This is a genomic window from Xanthocytophaga agilis, assembly GCF_030068605.1.
Taxonomy (GTDB): Bacteria; Bacteroidota; Bacteroidia; order Cytophagales; family 172606-1; genus Xanthocytophaga; species Xanthocytophaga agilis.
In genome coordinates, this window is record NZ_JASJOU010000005.1 from 148,926 (window position 1) to 167,143 (window position 18,218).

12 protein-coding genes are annotated in these 18,218 nt (G+C 37.3%); 5 read left to right on the forward strand and 7 right to left on the reverse strand.

Going from position 1 to position 18,218, the window contains the following annotated elements; genetic code table 11:
• Nucleotides 1-123: 123 nt before the first annotated feature.
• A complete protein-coding gene (locus tag QNI22_RS16330; RefSeq protein ID WP_314512191.1) occupies nucleotides 124-2,259 on the reverse strand; it encodes a PAS domain-containing hybrid sensor histidine kinase/response regulator in 2,136 nt (711 codons plus the stop codon).
• A gap of 376 nt (nucleotides 2,260-2,635) precedes the next feature.
• On the opposite strand from QNI22_RS16330, the gene QNI22_RS16335 reads away from it, so the two are divergent.
• From QNI22_RS16335 to QNI22_RS16355, 5 genes are all read left to right on the forward strand, one after another.
• On the forward strand, nucleotides 2,636-2,887 hold the full coding sequence (locus QNI22_RS16335; RefSeq protein ID WP_314512192.1) for a hypothetical protein: 252 nt from the start codon (nucleotides 2,636-2,638) through the stop codon (nucleotides 2,885-2,887).
• Between the two features lie 78 nt (nucleotides 2,888-2,965).
• On the forward strand, nucleotides 2,966-3,655 hold the full coding sequence (locus QNI22_RS16340; protein ID WP_313978726.1) for a TetR/AcrR family transcriptional regulator: 690 nt from the start codon (nucleotides 2,966-2,968) through the stop codon (nucleotides 3,653-3,655).
• Nucleotides 3,652-5,154: a TolC family protein gene (locus QNI22_RS16345; protein WP_314512195.1), complete on the forward strand. Its 1,503-nt coding sequence runs from the start codon at nucleotides 3,652-3,654 to the stop codon at nucleotides 5,152-5,154. Before QNI22_RS16340 ends, QNI22_RS16345 begins: the two co-directional genes overlap by 4 nt.
• A 43-nt stretch (nucleotides 5,155-5,197) precedes the next feature.
• Nucleotides 5,198-6,349, forward strand: a complete 1,152-nt coding sequence (locus QNI22_RS16350) for an efflux RND transporter periplasmic adaptor subunit (protein ID WP_314000323.1) — start codon at nucleotides 5,198-5,200, stop codon at nucleotides 6,347-6,349.
• A 121-nt stretch (nucleotides 6,350-6,470) separates the two neighbouring features.
• A complete protein-coding gene (locus tag QNI22_RS16355) occupies nucleotides 6,471-9,947 on the forward strand; it encodes an efflux RND transporter permease subunit (protein ID WP_314512197.1) in 3,477 nt (1,158 codons plus the stop codon).
• A gap of 93 nt (nucleotides 9,948-10,040) precedes the next feature.
• On the opposite strand, the gene QNI22_RS16360 is transcribed toward QNI22_RS16355, so the two are convergent.
• The 6 genes from QNI22_RS16360 to QNI22_RS16385 form a co-directional block, all read right to left on the reverse strand.
• Complete coding sequence (locus QNI22_RS16360) at nucleotides 10,041-10,319, reverse strand: (2Fe-2S) ferredoxin domain-containing protein (protein ID WP_314512199.1); 279 nt, start codon at nucleotides 10,317-10,319, stop codon at nucleotides 10,041-10,043.
• Between the two features lie 68 nt (nucleotides 10,320-10,387).
• Nucleotides 10,388-10,780 (reverse strand): FtsL-like putative cell division protein, encoded by a 393-nt coding sequence (locus QNI22_RS16365; protein WP_314512201.1) that lies wholly within the window; start codon nucleotides 10,778-10,780, stop codon nucleotides 10,388-10,390.
• A gap of 43 nt (nucleotides 10,781-10,823) precedes the next feature.
• Nucleotides 10,824-11,723 carry a 16S rRNA (cytosine(1402)-N(4))-methyltransferase RsmH gene (gene rsmH / locus QNI22_RS16370; protein WP_314512202.1) on the reverse strand — a complete coding sequence of 300 codons (900 nt, stop codon included), beginning with the start codon at nucleotides 11,721-11,723 and terminating at the stop codon, nucleotides 10,824-10,826.
• Between the two features lie 75 nt (nucleotides 11,724-11,798).
• Entirely contained in the window at nucleotides 11,799-12,638 is an 840-nt protein-coding gene (locus QNI22_RS16375; RefSeq protein WP_314512203.1) for an alpha/beta hydrolase, read from the reverse strand.
• A 109-nt stretch (nucleotides 12,639-12,747) separates the two neighbouring features.
• Complete coding sequence (locus QNI22_RS16380) at nucleotides 12,748-14,433, reverse strand: RagB/SusD family nutrient uptake outer membrane protein (protein WP_314512205.1); 1,686 nt, start codon at nucleotides 14,431-14,433, stop codon at nucleotides 12,748-12,750.
• A gap of 28 nt (nucleotides 14,434-14,461) precedes the next feature.
• On the reverse strand, nucleotides 14,462-17,746 hold the full coding sequence (locus QNI22_RS16385) for a SusC/RagA family TonB-linked outer membrane protein (RefSeq protein ID WP_314512206.1): 3,285 nt from the start codon (nucleotides 17,744-17,746) through the stop codon (nucleotides 14,462-14,464).
• Nucleotides 17,747-18,218 lie beyond the last annotated feature (472 nt).

The following is an 18,218-nucleotide window of genomic DNA, read 5'->3' on the forward strand; positions in this document are numbered from 1 at the left end:
AGTAAAGATGTGGCAAAGATAACATCTTCTAATTGAATGATACTATAGAGGAATCTAGCCGAAAAATAAAACGCTCCCAAAACTTTTTGGGAGCGTTTTATTTTCCAGTTCAATAGAAGAACCTTATTTAATCAGCTTTAGATTTTTCTCATTGAGTTTTTCTTTTAGTTCAGTATAGACCTCCTCACATACCCGCTCCACATGGTTGCATAGTTGTACAACCTCAATCAGATGACTTTCCTGTGCAGCATAGGTCTCCAGTTGTCGAATCACGGATTCCAATTCAAAAATACCAATGGTAGATAATGAAGATTTCATTTTATGGGTAATATACCTCAAATCCATCCAGTTGGCATTCTCACAAGCCTTTTTAAGCTTTTGTACAAATTGAGGCATCTGACGCAGAAATAACCGAATCATATCTGTTATAAACTCCTGATTATTGGCAGAAATTTCTTCCAGATATTGGAGATTTACATATCCATTGTTTCCAGGTAACACAGATGGTGTGAAAATGGGACTTTCATCAGACTGAGATCCTTTCATAGAAAACTTTAAAATCTTCAGGTATAAATCACGGGGATCAAATGGTTTGGTAATAAAGTCATTCATGCCAGCATCCATTACCTTACGTCTTACATCCACCATGGCAGATGCAGTCAGTGCTACAATAGGAATATTTCGATACGGATAGTCCATATTGTAGCGTATATAACGGGCAGCTTTGTATCCATCCATTTGGGGCATCTGCAAATCCATCAACACCAGACTAAAAGTATTTTCTCTCAGCTTTTCAATAGCTTCTATCCCATTTTCTGCAATATCCATTCTCACTCCCCATTTCTCCATAAACTTTTTTACAACCAATTGATTCATTCGATTGTCTTCTACCAGCAATACCTGTAAGTTATCGAGAGACTCTGTAGATGCTTCAATTGTATTTCCACTGGGAACAGGAATAACAGGTGCTGTAAGATGAGACTTTTCAAAGGTAAGTAATACTGTGAATGTAGATCCCAATCCTATCTTACTTTTCACCTGAATAGTTCCACCCTTCAACTCGACCAGTCTTTTAGTGATAGTAAGTCCCAGTCCTGTACCACCATATTTACGGGTAGTCTCATGCGAAGCTTGGGTAAAACTTTCAAAGATAGTGCTCAGTTTATTAGCTGGAATACCAATACCTGTATCTGTAATTTTAAACTCAATAGTAATCGTATCTTTTTTCTGGCTCACCATCTGAGCTTTTACTTCTACAAAGCCCTTCTCCGTAAATTTAATAGCATTGCTGACCAGATTAAGGATTATCTGATTCAGTCGCAACGGATCGCCCACTACAGTAGCTGGCAAGCGAGGATCTGTTTCTATCAGCAAACGCAGATTAGATTCTCTAGCCTTATAAGCCAAGCTCTTCTCTATGCCACGAAAGATATCATCCAGTTTAAAATCAACATTTTCAAAAGACACCTTACCAGACTCTATCTTTGAAAAATCCAGGATGTCATTGATAATAATCATCAAACTATCTGCGGAGTGTTTGATAGCCTGCAGGTGTTCAACCTGATTAGGAAGCGGATTTTCATCCAGGAGCAAATGAGACAGACCAATTACGGCATTGAGTGGTGTTCGTATTTCATGACTCATTACAGACAAGAAATGCTCTTTGGCCTTTACAGATTCTTCAGCCATTCGCCTTGCCTGAATCAATGTTTCTTCAGCCTGTTTGGCCTCTGTCATATCCCGGGCCACACCCTGAAAACCAACCACCCAGTTATGTTCTGCATTAAGTTGCAAATGCACATTATTTCCGATCCAGGCTGTTTTTCCATCTCGTGTAAGACACTTAAACTCCAGATATGTATCTATGATTCTTTCTTCAAACTGTCGTTTGTAAAAGTCCCGCACCATCTCACGATGCTCTAATGCAACTACATCTGTGAAATGTAATTGACGAATCTCTTCTTCTGTGTAACCAAACCGCTGGCATGCTACCGGATTGGCATAAATCAGATAACCTTCTGCATCACATCCATAAATCAGATCAGTTGTACATTCAACAATCTGCCGATATCGAGCTTCGTTAAACTGCAGTTTCTGTAGCAAAGACTGTTCAGATACTTCTTTCTCTTCCCTATCTGAAATCTTTTCATATGTCTGACTGATTTCCAACAATAAACCGCGTAGCTTCTCGTCTATCAGGTAATTATTGTCCAAATACTTTTTGATTTGTTCGTCCAGTACGGAATGAAAAATACCCATAGCTATATAGCAAAACCATCTTCCTGAAAAAAAGAATTGAAATATAGATAAAATATAGAAACTGGTCAACTCCTTTCCTAACAAATCGGCGATGTATATTTTTCTTACTGATAAAAAACAGGATTTCGATGTATTGTCTAACAAAAAACACAGCAAAAAACTTTCACCACAAAAATAGTTTCCATAGTACACCATTCATCTGATAGAAAACACAGTTCATCCGATAAAATAGTAGTTTCGTCAAAAAATCCCATCGGAAACTTTTTGTAACAGAAAAGTTTCCATAGTTTTGCAAGTATATAAGTAATAGTAGTTCTGATAATCATACAGTATCTTCTTTTACAACCATACCATACATTTTTTTCCATACAAAACTATGAACACTATTAATGAAAAACTCCGCCACATTCTCATAGACTTTGAGATTGACGATCGGCTAATCCCTGATGAAGCTCTATTTTCCGATGATTTAGGTATTCCCTACCGAAAGATCATTAAGCTTTCCAAACGAATCGAACGAGGCTTTTCTGTAAAGGCACCTGTATCTCCACAACACAACTGGAACAGCATTGCCGACATACGGAATTACCTTCACACACACATTCACTATTCAGAGTCTGATTGTTAAGTTAAATTAGTATTTGCACCCTAAGGCCGATTCAGGAGAATCAGCCAGATACCCAATTGATCAGAAGGAAGTAAGACCATGATTAGAAAATCTGTTGGCCAAAGCGAAAGTGACTTTGCAGAAAAGAGAAATGACGAAAGAGAAGACAAAGACAAAGAAATCCGGGAAAGGATTTTAACAGGAGCAGAAGAACTCTTTCTGCAATATGGATTCCGGAGCATTACCATGGACGAAATAGCCAAACATCTGGGTGTATCCAAAAAAACAATCTATCAGCATTTTGCTGATAAGGATGAGATTGTTTGCCACTGCATCGAAAACCATCTGGACTATGAAAAATGTACCGCCAATGAGATCTGGGCGAAAGTATCCAATCCGGTAGAAGAGTTTGTTATAGAGGCTCAGCATCTGAAGTTTACCACTCATAACATACACCCTACTATCCTGTTTGAATTAAAAAAATATCATCCCAAAGCCTGGGCTATTTTTCAGGAACACAAAGAAAAATGGATACTACAATCCATTATTGACAATCTGAAGAAAGGAATGGAGATGGGATTTTACAGATCTGATATTGATCCTGATATACTGGCACGCCTGCGAGTGGAACAAATAGCCATGGGTTTTGATCCTACTATTTTTCCGGGACAAGAGTTTGTGCTAAAAAAGATACAACTACAACTACTGGAACACTTCCTGCACGGCATTCTCAGTGATAAAGGGCGGGAGTTTCTTAACCTTTACCTACAAACGATTAATGAACAATGAAAACCATTCTCCGACTACTTTTTACATTTACCGGCTTCCCTTTCACGGTTGGCCGCTGGCAGTTAACAATAGCTAGTCTATTGCTAGTGTCAGTTGCCAGTCAGGCACAAACCAGTTATTCGCTTCAACAGGCTATTGAGTATGCATTGCAAAATAGTACAACTGTAAAAAATGCACAACTAGACATCGAAACTGCCAATGCACGTATTGGTGAGACTCGTTCCATTGGGCTGCCACAAATTAGTGGACAAGCGCAGTTGCAACACAACTTCAGAATACAACAATCTATCTTTGATGGAAGAGCAAATAATCCATTTTCCGGCTTGGCAACTGGTTCCGACCCATTAGCTCAGCATATCTATAATGATCTTATTGGTAAAAATGAGAATCTTACAACATATACACCAGCACCAGCACCACCACCAAATCCTGACACAATCACAACGTTTGCATTTGGAATGAAAAATAATGCAGGAGTATCACTGACAGCTTCTCAGTTACTTTTCAATGGTTCCTATTTTGTTGGATTACAGGCAGCGAAAGCTTACCGTCAATTTAGTGAGAAAAGTTTGACAAGCGCTAAAATCACTGTAGTAGAAAATGTAACAAAAGCATATTACGGTGTTTTGGTTAATCAGGAACAATATGATTTGGTAAAGGTTAACGTAGATCGCATTGAAAAGCTTCTTAATGAAACTCGTGAATTCAATAAAAATGGATTTGTAGAGAAGATTGATGTGGATCGGATAGAAGTGCAGACTAATAATCTGAAAGTACAATTGCAAAATATTGAGAGATTATTAAATCTGACTATGAATGCTTTAAAATATCAGATGAATATGCCTCTTAATGAGAATATTGTTCTGACTGAAAAGTTAGCAGATTTGACAAATACTACTTTCTCACCTGTAGCAAGTGAAACTGTAAATTATGAACAACGAATTGAATACACATTACTACAACAACAGAAACAACTTAATTTACTGGATCTAAAAAATATTCAGTCTGGTAGATATCCAACATTGGGCGCCTCATTTACAACAGGTTATAATCCGGCAGCAACCCGCCTACGAGATATTACCCAGTCAGATCGCTGGATCAATTATTCTTTCCTGGCATTTCAGCTCAATGTACCAATATTTGGCGGTTTAGGTAAGAACTATCAGGCACAACAAAAGAAGATTGCGGTTAAGAAAACAGAGAATGACCTAGTCCAGTTTAAGAAAGCGGTTGATTTCCAGGTTCAGCAATCAAATGTTACACTTCAGAATGCATTGGAAAGTCTGAAAATGCAAAAACGAAATCTGGATCTGGCACAGGAGATCGTTCGGGTAACCCGCATCAAATATCAACAAGGAGTAGGATCTAACATTGAGGTGATCAATGCAGAAGCATCTCTGAAAGAAGCTCAAACCAATTATTATGCAGCTCTCTATGATGCACTTATTGCTAAAGTAGATTTGGATAAGGCAACTGGAGATCTGTACAAAGCTCAATAACCCCCATACAATTCTGATATAACTATACAAATTGACTTTATATATGAAAAATACGATCATAAAAACCAGTAAGACCTCACTTTTAGCAGCCACTACACTTCTAGCAGTAGCTTGTGGTTCAGGAGGAGACAAAAAAGCAGAACTTGCTAAATTAAAAGAACAGAAAGCAGAGCTTGAAACTAAAATCGTAGCACTGGAGAAGGAACTGGGAACAAATAAAACAGATAGCACACGCATTACCACTGTAATGACAACTACTGTACAACCCCAAACATTCAAACATTTTGTGGAAATACAGGGATCTCTTGACTCTCGCAACAATATCAATGTAACACCTAAGATGGGTGGAAATGTAACTCAGGTATATGTAAAAGAAGGAGATTATGTAAAGGCTGGACAAGTACTATTGGTTACGGATGATGCTACACTTCGTCAGAATCTGGCACAATTACAGACTGGATACGAACTAGCCAAGACTACATTTGAACGTCAGGAAAACCTTTGGAAACAGCAGATAGGCTCAGAGATTCAATACCTTCAAGCTAAAAATCAAAAAGAAGGCGTAGAACGTCAGATAGCTACTTTGCAAACACAGATTGCTATGACACGGGTTACATCTCCTATCAATGGAACTGTAAACGCAGTCAATGTTAAGATTGGTGAGATGGCTGCCCCTGGCGCACCTGCTGTTCAGGTTGTGAATCTGGCAGAGATGAGAGTAAAAGCAAAAGTAGCAGATGCCTACATCAATTCTATTAAAGTAGGTGATCCTGTGACTGTTAAGTTTCCAGATATTGATGAAGAGATTCAGGCTCGCCTTACCTTTGTTGGTCAGGTAGTTAATTCGATGACCCGTACTTTTGATATTGAAATTAGTGTTCCAAACAAAGACAATAAGTTTAAGCCAAACTTGTTAGCTGTAGTTAACATCAATGATAAAACCAAAAATAACGCTCTGGTAATTGACCAAAATCTGGTACAAAATACAGAATCAGGTAATATCATATACGTTGCAGCTAATGAAGGTGGAAAGACTGTTGCCAAAGCTAAAAAAGTGACTCAAGGACTTTCTTACAATGGTAAAGTTGAAATTACATCAGGATTGGATGCAGGTAGTCAGCTTATTACTGTCGGAAGTCAAGACCTTGTAGACGGTCAGGTAATTAAAGTTAATCAGCAAGTTGCCAGCAAGTAAGGATAACGTAAAGATTTGATTCAAGCTCTTTCAATCATCTTTACAACTTCCTGATGTTACAAACAAGTTACAGTTCTTCTGTACTTTATAACTTACGAAAATACTCTTACCATATTATATTATGGCACAACATACTCATAAACCTGAGATAGATCAGGAAGAAAAATTTAAACGGTTTAAGCCGACTGAGTGGTTTATTGAGAATAAAACCACAATGTACGTCATGACAGCCATAATCTCTTTGGTTGGGTTCTTTACCTATTCTAGTTTGCCCAAAGAGAACTTTCCGGATATTGTACTCCCACAATTTACAATTCAAACTGTGCAGTTTGGTACAAGCCCAGCCGATGTTGAAAACATTATCACCAAACACATCGAGAAACAACTAAAATCAGTAAAGAATGTAAAAAAGGTAACCTCAACTTCATTAGAGGGATTTTCACTGGTTATTGTTGAGTTCAATACAGGTATATCCATTTCTGATGCCAAGGATCTGGTTCGTGATGCAGTAGACAAAGCTCGTCCGGATTTACCTACAAAGCTGGATCAGGAACCTCAGATACAGGAAATCGAATTATCTGAGATCCCGATCATGAACATAAACCTGGCAGGTAACTATCCATTGCATAAACTGAAAGACTATGCAGAGGATATGGAAGACGCGATTGAAGAATTACCGGAAATTAATCGGGTGGACATTGTCGGGGCTCTTGAAAGAGAATTTCAGGTGAATGTAGATATATTTAAAATGCAAGCTGCTGGTATCACATTCAATGATATCACCCAGGCAGTGGCGGCTGAAAATATCAATATATCAGGAGGGGAATTAAATACATCAGGAGTACGTCGGACGTTACGTGTTGCGGGCGAATTCAAAAATGTACAGCAAATTGAAAATGTAATCGTTCGTTCTGCTCGTGGCAATGCTAAATTCCTGAAAGAAATCGCGGATGTAGCAGATGGATTCAAAGAGAAACAAGACTATGCCCGATTGGATGGAAAAACAGTAATCACCCTAAACGTTATTAAACGTGGTGGTGAAAACCTGATCTCTGCATCTGAAAAGATAGAAGAACTCATTAAAGATTTTGAAGAACATAGATTTCCTGAAGGTTTATCCATAACTGTTACAGGTGATACATCTGAACGTACCAAGAATACGTTAAATGACTTAATTGCAACGGTTATTTTAGGTTTCATCTTTGTGGTGTTTGTGTTGATGTTCTTCATGGGTACTACTGATGCGTTCTTTGTGGGACTATCTGTGCCTCTGTCGTCTTTGATGGCATTCTTGATTATCTCAATCATTGCATGGATTAATCCGGACCTCAAATTTACACTCAACACCGTAGTAATGTTTGCATTCCTGCTCGCCTTAGGTATAGTAGTGGATGATGCTATCGTGGTAATTGAGAATACCCATCGTATCTTCCATGATGAGAATCTGTCGATTAAACAAGCAGCTAAAAAGGCTGCAGGTGAGGTATTTGCACCGGTATTGAGTGGAACATTGGTAAACGTAGCGCCTTTTATCCCATTGTTATTCTGGCCTGGTATAGTAGGTGAGTTTATGAAATATCTGCCTATTACATTGATTGCAACCTTATTTGCATCCTTATTTGTAGCCTTTGTAATGAACCCTGTGTTTGCTGTTGACTTTATGAAAAACACAGAAGATCATAAAGCGAATAAAGGTTTCAAACCATTGGTTCGTCCGCTAATCATCATGGCGGTACTGGCAGTACTGGGTTATATGATACATGTAGGTGCAGGTAATTTTATGCTCTTTGTAATTGTATTATATGTAGCCAATCATTATCTGTTTAATCCGATGATCTTTGCTTTCCAAGATCGTTTCTTACCTAAGTTAAAGAACGGATACAGAAGATTGCTTTCATTTGCTTTGATAGGATATAGATCCTGGCTATTTATTCTGGCCTCTATCGTTGTGCTTGTTATCTCATTTGTGGTAACAGGTATTATGAAACCTAAAGTTATTTTCTTCCCTAGTGGTGAACCTGACTTTGTATATGTATACAATAAGCTACCTGTAGGTACTGACGCTGCTGTTACAGATTCAATAACCCGAATAATTGAAAAAAGAATTGCAGAAGTTACGACTCTTCCCAATGGACATCGTAATCCGGTAATTCAATCTATTATTACCAATGTAGGCGTTAATGCGGGTGATCCTCAAAATGCAGCGGATCGTCAACCTGCATCCTATAAAAGTAAAATTACGATTGCGTTTGTAGACCTGAATGAGCGTATTGGTGTATCCACAACAGAAATCATGGAAGCTATCAGTGCAAAAGTAAAAGGCATTCCAGGTACAGAAATCTCTGTTGAACGTGAACGTAATGGTCCACAAACAGGTAAGCCTATCAGTATAGAAATTGCTGGCGAAGACTTTAACCAATTATTGAAAATAGAGAAAGAAGTTCGTGCTGGTATCAAAAAGAATGGTATTGAAGGGATTGAGAACCTGAAGTCTGATCTGGTGATGAACAAACCTGAGATTATCATTGATATCGATAAAGAAAAAGCAGAGAGAGAAGGTATCTCTACTCAAACAATTGCTCTATTTGTACGTACTGCACTCTTCGGAGCAGAAGCTACTAAGTTCAGAGATAACAAAGATGAATATCCGGTTCAGATCCGTGTAAAAGAGACTCAACGGAAACAGATTGAAACTTTGTTAGCTATGCAAATAGGCTACATGGATATAGCAACAGGAGGTTTCCGTCAGATCCCTCTTAACTCAGTGGCCAATATCCATTATGGAACTACGTTCAGTGGCATTAATAGAAAAGATCAGGAACGCCTTATCACACTGGGTTCTGAAGTAATGCCTGGTTATAATGCCAATGAGATTGTTGGCGCGATTAACAGTCAGGTGCTTTCCAGTCTTACTCTACCAGAAGGATATAGTGTAAAAACAGCAGGTGAGCAGGAAGACCAAAAAGAAACTCAGGATTTCCTTACCATAGCATTCCTCACAGCAGTTGGATTGATGTTCTTTATCATGGTGCTTCAGTTTAACTCTATCACCAAACCTGTTATTATTTTTGCTACGATTGTATTTAGTTTGATAGGTATACTACTAGGTTTCTCCTTAACAGGTATGACTATTTCCATTATTATGACAGGTGTTGGATTTATAGCGCTGGCAGGTATAGTTGTAAAGAATGGTATCATCCTCATGGAGTTTATTGAAGAGTTACGTATGCGTGGTGAAGACCTGAAGACAGCCATTGTGGATGGAGGTGCTACTCGTTTAACACCTGTAATCCTAACAGCATCTGCAGCAATCCTTGGCTTGATTCCTTTAGGTGTAGGGCTGAATGTTGACTTCGCCGGATTATTTACTCGCTTTAATCCTAATATATTTATTGGAGGAGAGAGTTCTGTCTTCTGGGGACCATTGGCCTGGACAATCATTTTTGGATTGTTAGCCACAACATTCCTAACACTGGTGATTGTACCTTGTATGTACTATAATGTAGAAAAGATCAAAGACCGTTTCTTAAAAAAATCAGGCGGAAGAAAATCTGGAGTTGTGACCCATACTCCAGCCACTGAAGTTCCTGCCGAATAATTTTTCCCATTCTGAAATAACGCAAAAACTCGTAGCTGATGGCTACGAGTTTTTTTATTTGTCTTGGGATTAAAGTAAAGACTGAAGATAAAACTAGCCTTCAGCCTGGCCATCTATCGCCAGCTTCAGAATACGTAAAGCATCTCTTTCCTCATATTCTTTGAGCCATATATTTGCAGGTTGTATGGATAATATAGGTGCAAACTTACAGCGGTCTGTACATTCTATCCGAACGATTTCTATAGTATCTTTTAAATCTGCATCCTTGATATGATGCTTCAATGTTTTACACATATCTTTACCGCCCCGCTTTCCACACTTACTTCCTGTACAGATAAATATCGACTTCTCAGGTGCATGAAATTTACTCATAGCTTTTAGACAGTTAAATAATCAATATTCTCAACACAAGCATACCAAACCTGGTATCTTTTTAGAATTTATTTCTCTTTTTTAACAATGATTTTATAAGGAGGCGTAGAACTCTCTACCAATCCAAACTTAGACACTTTTGTAGCCACATCGGATTGTTTACTGGCCTGCATGTATTCAGATTGGGTAGTTGTATAGTCAGCCCTCAAATCATCCACTTCTTTTTTCAAGCGAGTCATTTTACGGACATTTTTTTCTGCATAGTGAATATTTCCAATGTAGATAATACCCAGAAATGTCAGAAATAAAATATGAGGGATATAACGAATTGGTAATCCCTGCTCAAAAACACCTCCCAAACTCAGATATCCTTCCAGAAACCGAAAGAAACTTACCTGTTTCCGTTTGGTTTCAATTTTGGAATTTTGCTTTACGGGTTCTTTATAGGTATTTGTTGCCATAGTATTTATTCTATATCACACTATCAGTTTACATTCACAACAATTATATACGTTCAGCTATTCGTAGCTTGGCACTACGAGCACGTGGATTTCGGGCGATTTCGTCTGCATCCGGCTCTATTGGCTTCTTAGTAACAATATGGAAAGGCACATTGGTATTTCCATATAAATCTTTTTCAGCTTCTCCGCTAAACTTTCCCGTACGAATAAAATTCTTTACCAGTCGATCTTCCAGTGAATGATAAGACAGAATAACTAATCTTCCTCCTGGCCTCAGTACATCCGCTGCTTGTGACAACATTTCTTCCAGAGCAGTCAGTTCCTGATTTACTTCTATCCGCAATGCCTGAAACACCTGAGCATAATATTTATATTCTTTACCTTTTGGTGCATACTGCTGCAATATACTTATCAGATCATTTGTAGTCTCAATAGATTTAGAGAAACGATTGCGGGTGATAGCGGCTGCCAATGTACGGGCATTTTTTACTTCGCCATACATACCTAATATTTTATGCAATTGTTCTTCACTATAGGAATTCACAATATCTCGGGCAGAAACATCTCCCGTTTGATCCATCCGCATATCCAGTTGTGCAGGAAAACGGGTTGAAAAACCACGGGCTGGCGCATCTATCTGATGTGAAGAAATGCCTAGATCACCTAGAATTCCGTCAACTTTGGCAGCTCCATACAACTTCAGAAACTTGCGAAGATGGCGAAAATTGGATTTAATCAGCTGGAATCCCGGATAAGTTATACTCTCTGCATTGGCAACGGCATCTTCATCCTGATCAAAGGAAAACAGCTTTCCTGTAGTTAAATGCTCTGTTATCAATCTGGAATGGCCTCCTCCTCCGAACGTTACATCCACATAAACCCCATCAGGTTTAATATTCAGGCCATCAATACATTCTTTTAATAAAACAGGGATATGATACAAGGTAGTAACGAAATAGTATACTGCAAAAGTACGAAACCAAGCTGTTAATTAATATAGTGCCTAAAGATAATCCAGCTATCCTTTATTTATTTTTGTCCCTTTCTGAAAGAAATTATGCATAAACAAAAGCTGGTATTGAACAGCATTTGCCCAGTAGTCCCAGTTATGTGCACCAGGGCGTGTTATATAATCGTGAGGAATATTTCGTTCCAATAGCTTTTTGTGCAGGCTTTCATTGACCTGAAAGAAAAAATCTTCTGTGCCGCAATCGATAAGAAGAGTTAACGCTCCGGGAGTAAGTAGATGCAACATATTGACAACCGTATGTTTTTCCCAATTCTCAGGCTGTTCAGCATATTTACCTAAACGAGATGCAATCTCCCAGTTTTTTGGGAAGGGTCTTATATCCACTCCACCACTCATACTTCCTGCTGCACCAAACACATCCTGATGACGCAGGGCCAGGTACAATGCACCATGTCCACCCATGCTCAAACCTGTAATAGATCTTCCTGCAGGACTTTTCACTGTTTTATAGTTTTTATCTACCCATTTCACCAGTTCATCTGCCACATAGGTCTCATATTTCCACTTTGTGTCTACAGGGCTGTCAAAGTACCAACTTGAATACCCTCCATCCGGACACACGATAATCATTTTGTACAGATCTACATATTCCCGTATAGCAGGTGCCTTCTTTATCCAGTCTGACTGATTTCCGCTATATCCATGCAACAGATACACAACAGGAAACTCTTTACCACCTACATATGAATCAGGTATAATTACGACTGCCTTGATTTTTTTATTCATTACAACACTTACTGTTTCTACAGTATCAACTTTGGCAGCAAAAACAAGATCACCGATTCCAGTAAATAATATAAGTAGAGTGAAAATTTTTCTATAGTTCATTTCAACAAAGATTGATTTAGGTGTTTTGCAAATATTGCCAAAACTCTATAAAGCACAAAACCACATCCTTAGGGATGTGGCTTTGTCTGTTATCAAACTTTAAATCTAATTAAAAGTTAGGATTTTTAGTAGGAACTTCACTTGTTGAAGGATTCAAAACTGATTCGTCAGCAGGGACATCCCAATAATCAAGGAAGTTGTAATTAATAGTTGTATTGGTAAAAATAGCACCACCAGCTGTAGCGACTGTATTACCATAACTTCCACCTCCATTGGAGATATCGTAAATCCATCCCCATCTTCTATTATCAAAGAAAGACAGACCTCTGAATATTAGTGCAACTCTCCTTTCTTTCACTAATTCTGTTAAAGCACCTGTCAAAGATAAACCTGTACCTGCAACAGGAGCAACACCGGCGCCCATATAATCTCTTACATCGTCAATATATTCAAGCCCCTCATTTATATTACCCAAACGTATATTAGCTTCTGCCAACATCAAGGCATTCTCTTCATAAGATCCACCAATAAATACTTCATATTCACCTACTGTTTTAGAACCATACATATATACTCCAGCTTCTCCATTTCCACCATCTACCAAACTATGACGAGTAGTAAAGGAGTAATTATTCTTATAAGTAGTTGTTTGAACAAAATTATTGGTAAAACGCTTATCACCAGGTTTGAAATTTTGAATGAAACGTTCACTGATCTTGAATGTTGAGGTAGTATTAACACCAGCGGTAAGAGATGCAGCAGTCCCACCAGAGGCAGTAAAGAATCCATTTGCAGAAGCACTTCTTCCTGTAAATACATAATCGCCTTCCTTAATACCATTCGTTGCATAAGTCAAAACCTCGTTCCAATCAGAAGCAGTCATTGTTGTAGTAGAAGACTTAGTAATAGTAGCATTTGGGTTACCATTAACAAATGGAGAAAGTTTATTTACAAGAATATTTCGTGCAAGCATGGTATTAATGCTACGTTTCCACATTTCAGGTGAAAGAACACCACCATTTCCAACCTGACAAAATTCTGGAATCAATTGGCCAAGAACTTCATTATAGTCACTGATAGTACTAATCCCATCCAATGTTGTTGCTGCCAGTTTGAAATATTCATTTGATTTTTCAATAATAACATCATGCAGTACATAATTACTATTACTCACACTATTGGTACCACTAACATCTTCAATAATAAGTCCAGAATAATACATAGAACCAATAGACGCATAGGCATACCCTTTCCACCAGTAACACCATGCTTTAAATGTATTTGCTTTAGTAGTAGCGTCACCGGTAAAAGTAATGTTATCTAGTTGGCTCAAAACTACATTGCATGAGTTATTAAGTGCATACATATTCAACCACTGATAATAGGTAGGATTATTTCCTGCTCCTGTTGCTGGTCTACTGTTATAGGTTCTCAATATACCAATAGAAGGAGATGGGTTTGTAACCTTTGTTCCATCATCAAAAATCATATAATCAGGTACGCCTACTGTGGTAATCTGGTTATTAGAGGCATCTGCACCTAAATTATCAGCAAGTAACTCATTGTATCCCCATGGCAAAGAAAAATAACTATTTCCTAACCATCCGTCACCATTATAGAAGCCATTAATATATACTCCTCCTTGCGCCAAAGAAACAAGTCCGGATTGTGTTGTTACATTTTGTTCAACAGTAGGCTCGTTAGGATTACCAACATCTAACTGATCTTTACAGGCAACTGTTCCAAAAAACACAGCCATGAAAAAAATCAAAGAAGCTAATTTATGTTTATTCATGATTTTTATTTTTTAAGATTTTAAGATATTAGAATCCTACATTTAAGCCAATTTGATATGACTTAGTATTGGGTAATGTGCTATGGTCTACACCTCTATCAAAAGATGAATTCGCAGAACCAGAACTAATTTCAGGATCCATACCAGTGTATTTAGTCACCGTCAATATATTTCTACCGGTAAATACTAATTGTAATTTCTTCACAACAGGTGTCTTAATAAACTTCACTAAGTCAATACCCAAAGAAATATTTCTTAATCTTAAGAAAGATGCATTTTCAAGGAAGTAGTCTTTAGTTGCATTATTACCTGCACCTCTATCACTTCCCCACAAAGCATAATAAGCACTTCCATAATAGGCCGAATATGCACCTGTCTCTCCATTTATAGTCACGGGTTTTGCAAAGTCGCCATGTATACCATCTCTATACATCCATTCTTTAGTTTGATTATATAGGTGACTACCATACACCCAGTCAAATTGGAATGACAGTGTTAAAAAGCTCTTATAAGCTATAGAGTTGATGAATGAAGCATTGAATTTAGGGTTTGGATTAGCTAAAGCATATGTCTCATCTGTGAACTGTATTTGCTTTTTGCTCTTATTAACTACACGTCCATCAACAATCTCGTATTGATTTTCATCTGCTTCAGAAATATAACGGGTACCATCTTTGCGTTTAAAATCCAAACTCGTTAATGCCTTATATCCGTATATTTGACCAATTATTTGTCCAGGAGTTAAGACTAAGGAAGTACTGCCAGCATTAGAAGTCAGAATAATATCAGAGCCACCAGCAATCTTATCTATTTTTGAAACCTGATGACCAAAATTGGTTGTGAAATCCCAGCTTATATCACCTGAATTATATACAGGAATATTCAAGGAAAACTGAACCCCGTTTGAAGACATCCCAATCGCATTGTTCAACGTTCCGGTAGATCCAGTAGAGGGAGCAGTACTAACTGTATAAATTACATTTTCACTCTTACGTTGCCAGTAAGCCACAGAACCATTAATAGACTTAAACCACTTTCCATTATGAAGATCTACAGTAAAATCTGTAGCTACTTCAAATTCTTTTGAAACTTCGACTTTCAAATCTGGATTATTGGAGGTACCAGCAATAGTATAGACCACTTGAGAACCAAGATTTTGCTGACCTAAGGTTGGATAACGATCAAACGCACCTGGCTGAATACCTGCTTGCCCATAAGCTGCTCTCAATTTAAAATAGGGTAGTGTATTAGCAACAGAACTCTCTTTCCAGAAGGTAGAAGGTAAAATATAGCCATCAAAATGAGGGAAAGTAAATGGTTTAGATCCACCACCAAATGCAGATGACCAGTCACTGCGGAAACCACCTGTAATACCACCAAAATCACCAAAATCAATTTTTTGATTTAGCAAATAACCATAGGTGACAAAAGTTTTTACATAATCCAAAGCAACTGCTTGATCTGAAGTAGATTCCATATTAATAGGAGGAGATAGTGGCAAACCAACTCCATAGGTATCATATTCAGTATATTTATTTTTTCTGTAATCAAATGAAATTTGTGTGCTAGTCTGAATAGGTATACTTAAGCCAAAATCTTTCTCAAAATCTGTCTTGATAAAAGCAGTAGCTAAAAAGTTCTGGAATGTTGTATTATATCTCCAATCGGCAATCTCACCTGTATTATCAGGCGCAAACGTCCCTGCCCAAGACTCATAGTAATTAGAATTTATGTTTTGAGACTGATTGGTATAAGTCCATCTGGCATGTTCAGTACGATAGTTCAAACCATACTTAGCATCTAAGTCTAAGAACTTATTAACAGTATAGGTGGCATTAAAGCTCTGAAGTACATCTATTTTATTATCAACACTACTTGCATACTGCTGCTGATAATATGGGTTATAGGCGTTGATACTTACAAAATCAGCCACTTGATAAGCAGGACGAGTTCCATCTGCTAGTTTAGCAGTCAGGTCAAAAAATGGAGAAGTATTCAAAAAACTATAGATAGTACCAATGCTACCTAATGAATTACCTTGCCCATAATAATAATAGCCTGCTGCACCTAAGCCAGGATGAAGATCATTTTTAGTGTATACTAATTGAGTAGTAGATCTTATTTTAAACCCTTTAAATAATTCAGTACCTAAATTGGCAGTAAAATTAGTTCTATCTACTGACCCATTCTTCATTACTGGGCTAACTGTATTATTGTTAGATAGAGCAATAGCAAAATCACTTTTGTCATTTGCGCCTGAAATATTGATACTATTATTCCATGTAGTACCCGTTTGAAATACCTGTTTAAAATGATCGTAGTACTTCAGATTAGAACCATACGGTTTATTTGCCACATTTCGAACATCAAGAAGTGCATAACGTGTTGCTCCATTTCCATTTGGTGTTCCATTATCTGGCCCATAAACATATCTTAGTCCTTCAACAGAGCCATATTCATTATATGTTAGCTCATTTCCCTCTGAATCTACAAGATTGCCACTTGCATTTGTTGCATAAGGATGTAATTTGGCTTTCTGTAAATTTCCACTATTAATAAATTGGTTAGCCGCATAACTAGTGGAGAAATTTATAGAAACCTTACCTTGCTTTCCTTTTTTAGTAAATATTTGAATAGCACCATTTGCTCCTTGTGCACCATAAATTGACGCAGATGCTGCACCCTGAACAACCTCAACTCTTTCCACGTTACTCAAATCCAATGAATTAATATCAGTAGCAGCAATTTGTACTCCGTCCATAATGATCAAAGGTTTGGTACCATTTTGTATAGTATTAATACCACGTAATACGATATTTACAGGATCACCAGGATTACCACTTATAGAAGAAATTTGTGCGCCTGGAATTTTACCAACTAAGGCCTGATCAATAGAAGCACTAGGTGCAGGAGGTAGCTTACTTCCAGAAATAGACTCTACTGAGATTCCTAACTTCTTTTTATCTGTCGCAATACCTGTACCTGTAACAACAATCTCTTGCAAAGCTTTTACATCTGATACCATCTTTACATCAATAGCCGTCTTTGTTCCTACAGCTATCTCCTCAGGAAGAAATCCAATAAAGCTAAATACTAATGTTGCATTATCTGGAACACTGTTTAATGTAAATTTTCCATTAGCATCGGTATTAGTCCCTTGGGTAGTTCCTTTCACAATTATATTCACGCCAGGCAAAGGTGAACCATCTCCTGAGTCTGTAACTTTACCACTAACAGAGTGAGTTTGCGCCCAGGCATCTCCTATCCAAAATGTTAGTAGCACCACAAGTAGAAATTTGTAAGTTTTCCTCATAGGTACTTTTGTTTGATTGGTTAATAGATTGTTTGGTAATTAAGAATAGATTAACTGGTTTATAAGCTGTATATTTTATAAGAATTCATTACAACAGGATAATTCAAAGTCTTAATTTATATTATTACTATTTCGGTCCTCAGCAATAAAATCAACAAAAAAGTGAAATAATTCTGAATTGATCTTATTTATCTTAATATTATTTCGATTTTTAACTCATTCATCGAATTTAATACTACATATTTTCGATTTACGAAACAATACATAAGTAAGAATATTTTTTTACTGTTTACTGAGAATATAACTTAACTAATTAAGAGTTGAACTAAACACAAAAGAGTATCAAAGAAAGCACCAAAACACATAAAACAGTAATCAAAACTCCAACTCAAATACCATATTTATTTCAGCATGTAGTAAAAACTATAAAATAGTATTTTGCTTTTTCTATATTTTACAAAATTGTGTTTAT

Coding starts and splice junctions, on each gene's coding strand:
- QNI22_RS16330 (WP_314512191.1), bottom strand. CDS start 2,259: ATGGGTATTTTTCATTCCGTACTGGACGAACAAATCAAAAAGTATTTG.
- QNI22_RS16335 (WP_314512192.1), top strand. CDS start 2,636: ATGAACACTATTAATGAAAAACTCCGCCACATTCTCATAGACTTTGAG.
- QNI22_RS16340 (WP_313978726.1), top strand. CDS start 2,966: ATGATTAGAAAATCTGTTGGCCAAAGCGAAAGTGACTTTGCAGAAAAG.
- QNI22_RS16345 (WP_314512195.1), top strand. CDS start 3,652: ATGAAAACCATTCTCCGACTACTTTTTACATTTACCGGCTTCCCTTTC.
- QNI22_RS16350 (WP_314000323.1), top strand. CDS start 5,198: ATGAAAAATACGATCATAAAAACCAGTAAGACCTCACTTTTAGCAGCC.
- QNI22_RS16355 (WP_314512197.1), top strand. CDS start 6,471: ATGGCACAACATACTCATAAACCTGAGATAGATCAGGAAGAAAAATTT.
- QNI22_RS16360 (WP_314512199.1), bottom strand. CDS start 10,319: ATGAGTAAATTTCATGCACCTGAGAAGTCGATATTTATCTGTACAGGA.
- QNI22_RS16365 (WP_314512201.1), bottom strand. CDS start 10,780: ATGGCAACAAATACCTATAAAGAACCCGTAAAGCAAAATTCCAAAATT.
- QNI22_RS16375 (WP_314512203.1), bottom strand. CDS start 12,638: ATGAACTATAGAAAAATTTTCACTCTACTTATATTATTTACTGGAATC.
- QNI22_RS16380 (WP_314512205.1), bottom strand. CDS start 14,433: ATGAATAAACATAAATTAGCTTCTTTGATTTTTTTCATGGCTGTGTTT.
- QNI22_RS16385 (WP_314512206.1), bottom strand. CDS start 17,746: ATGAGGAAAACTTACAAATTTCTACTTGTGGTGCTACTAACATTTTGG.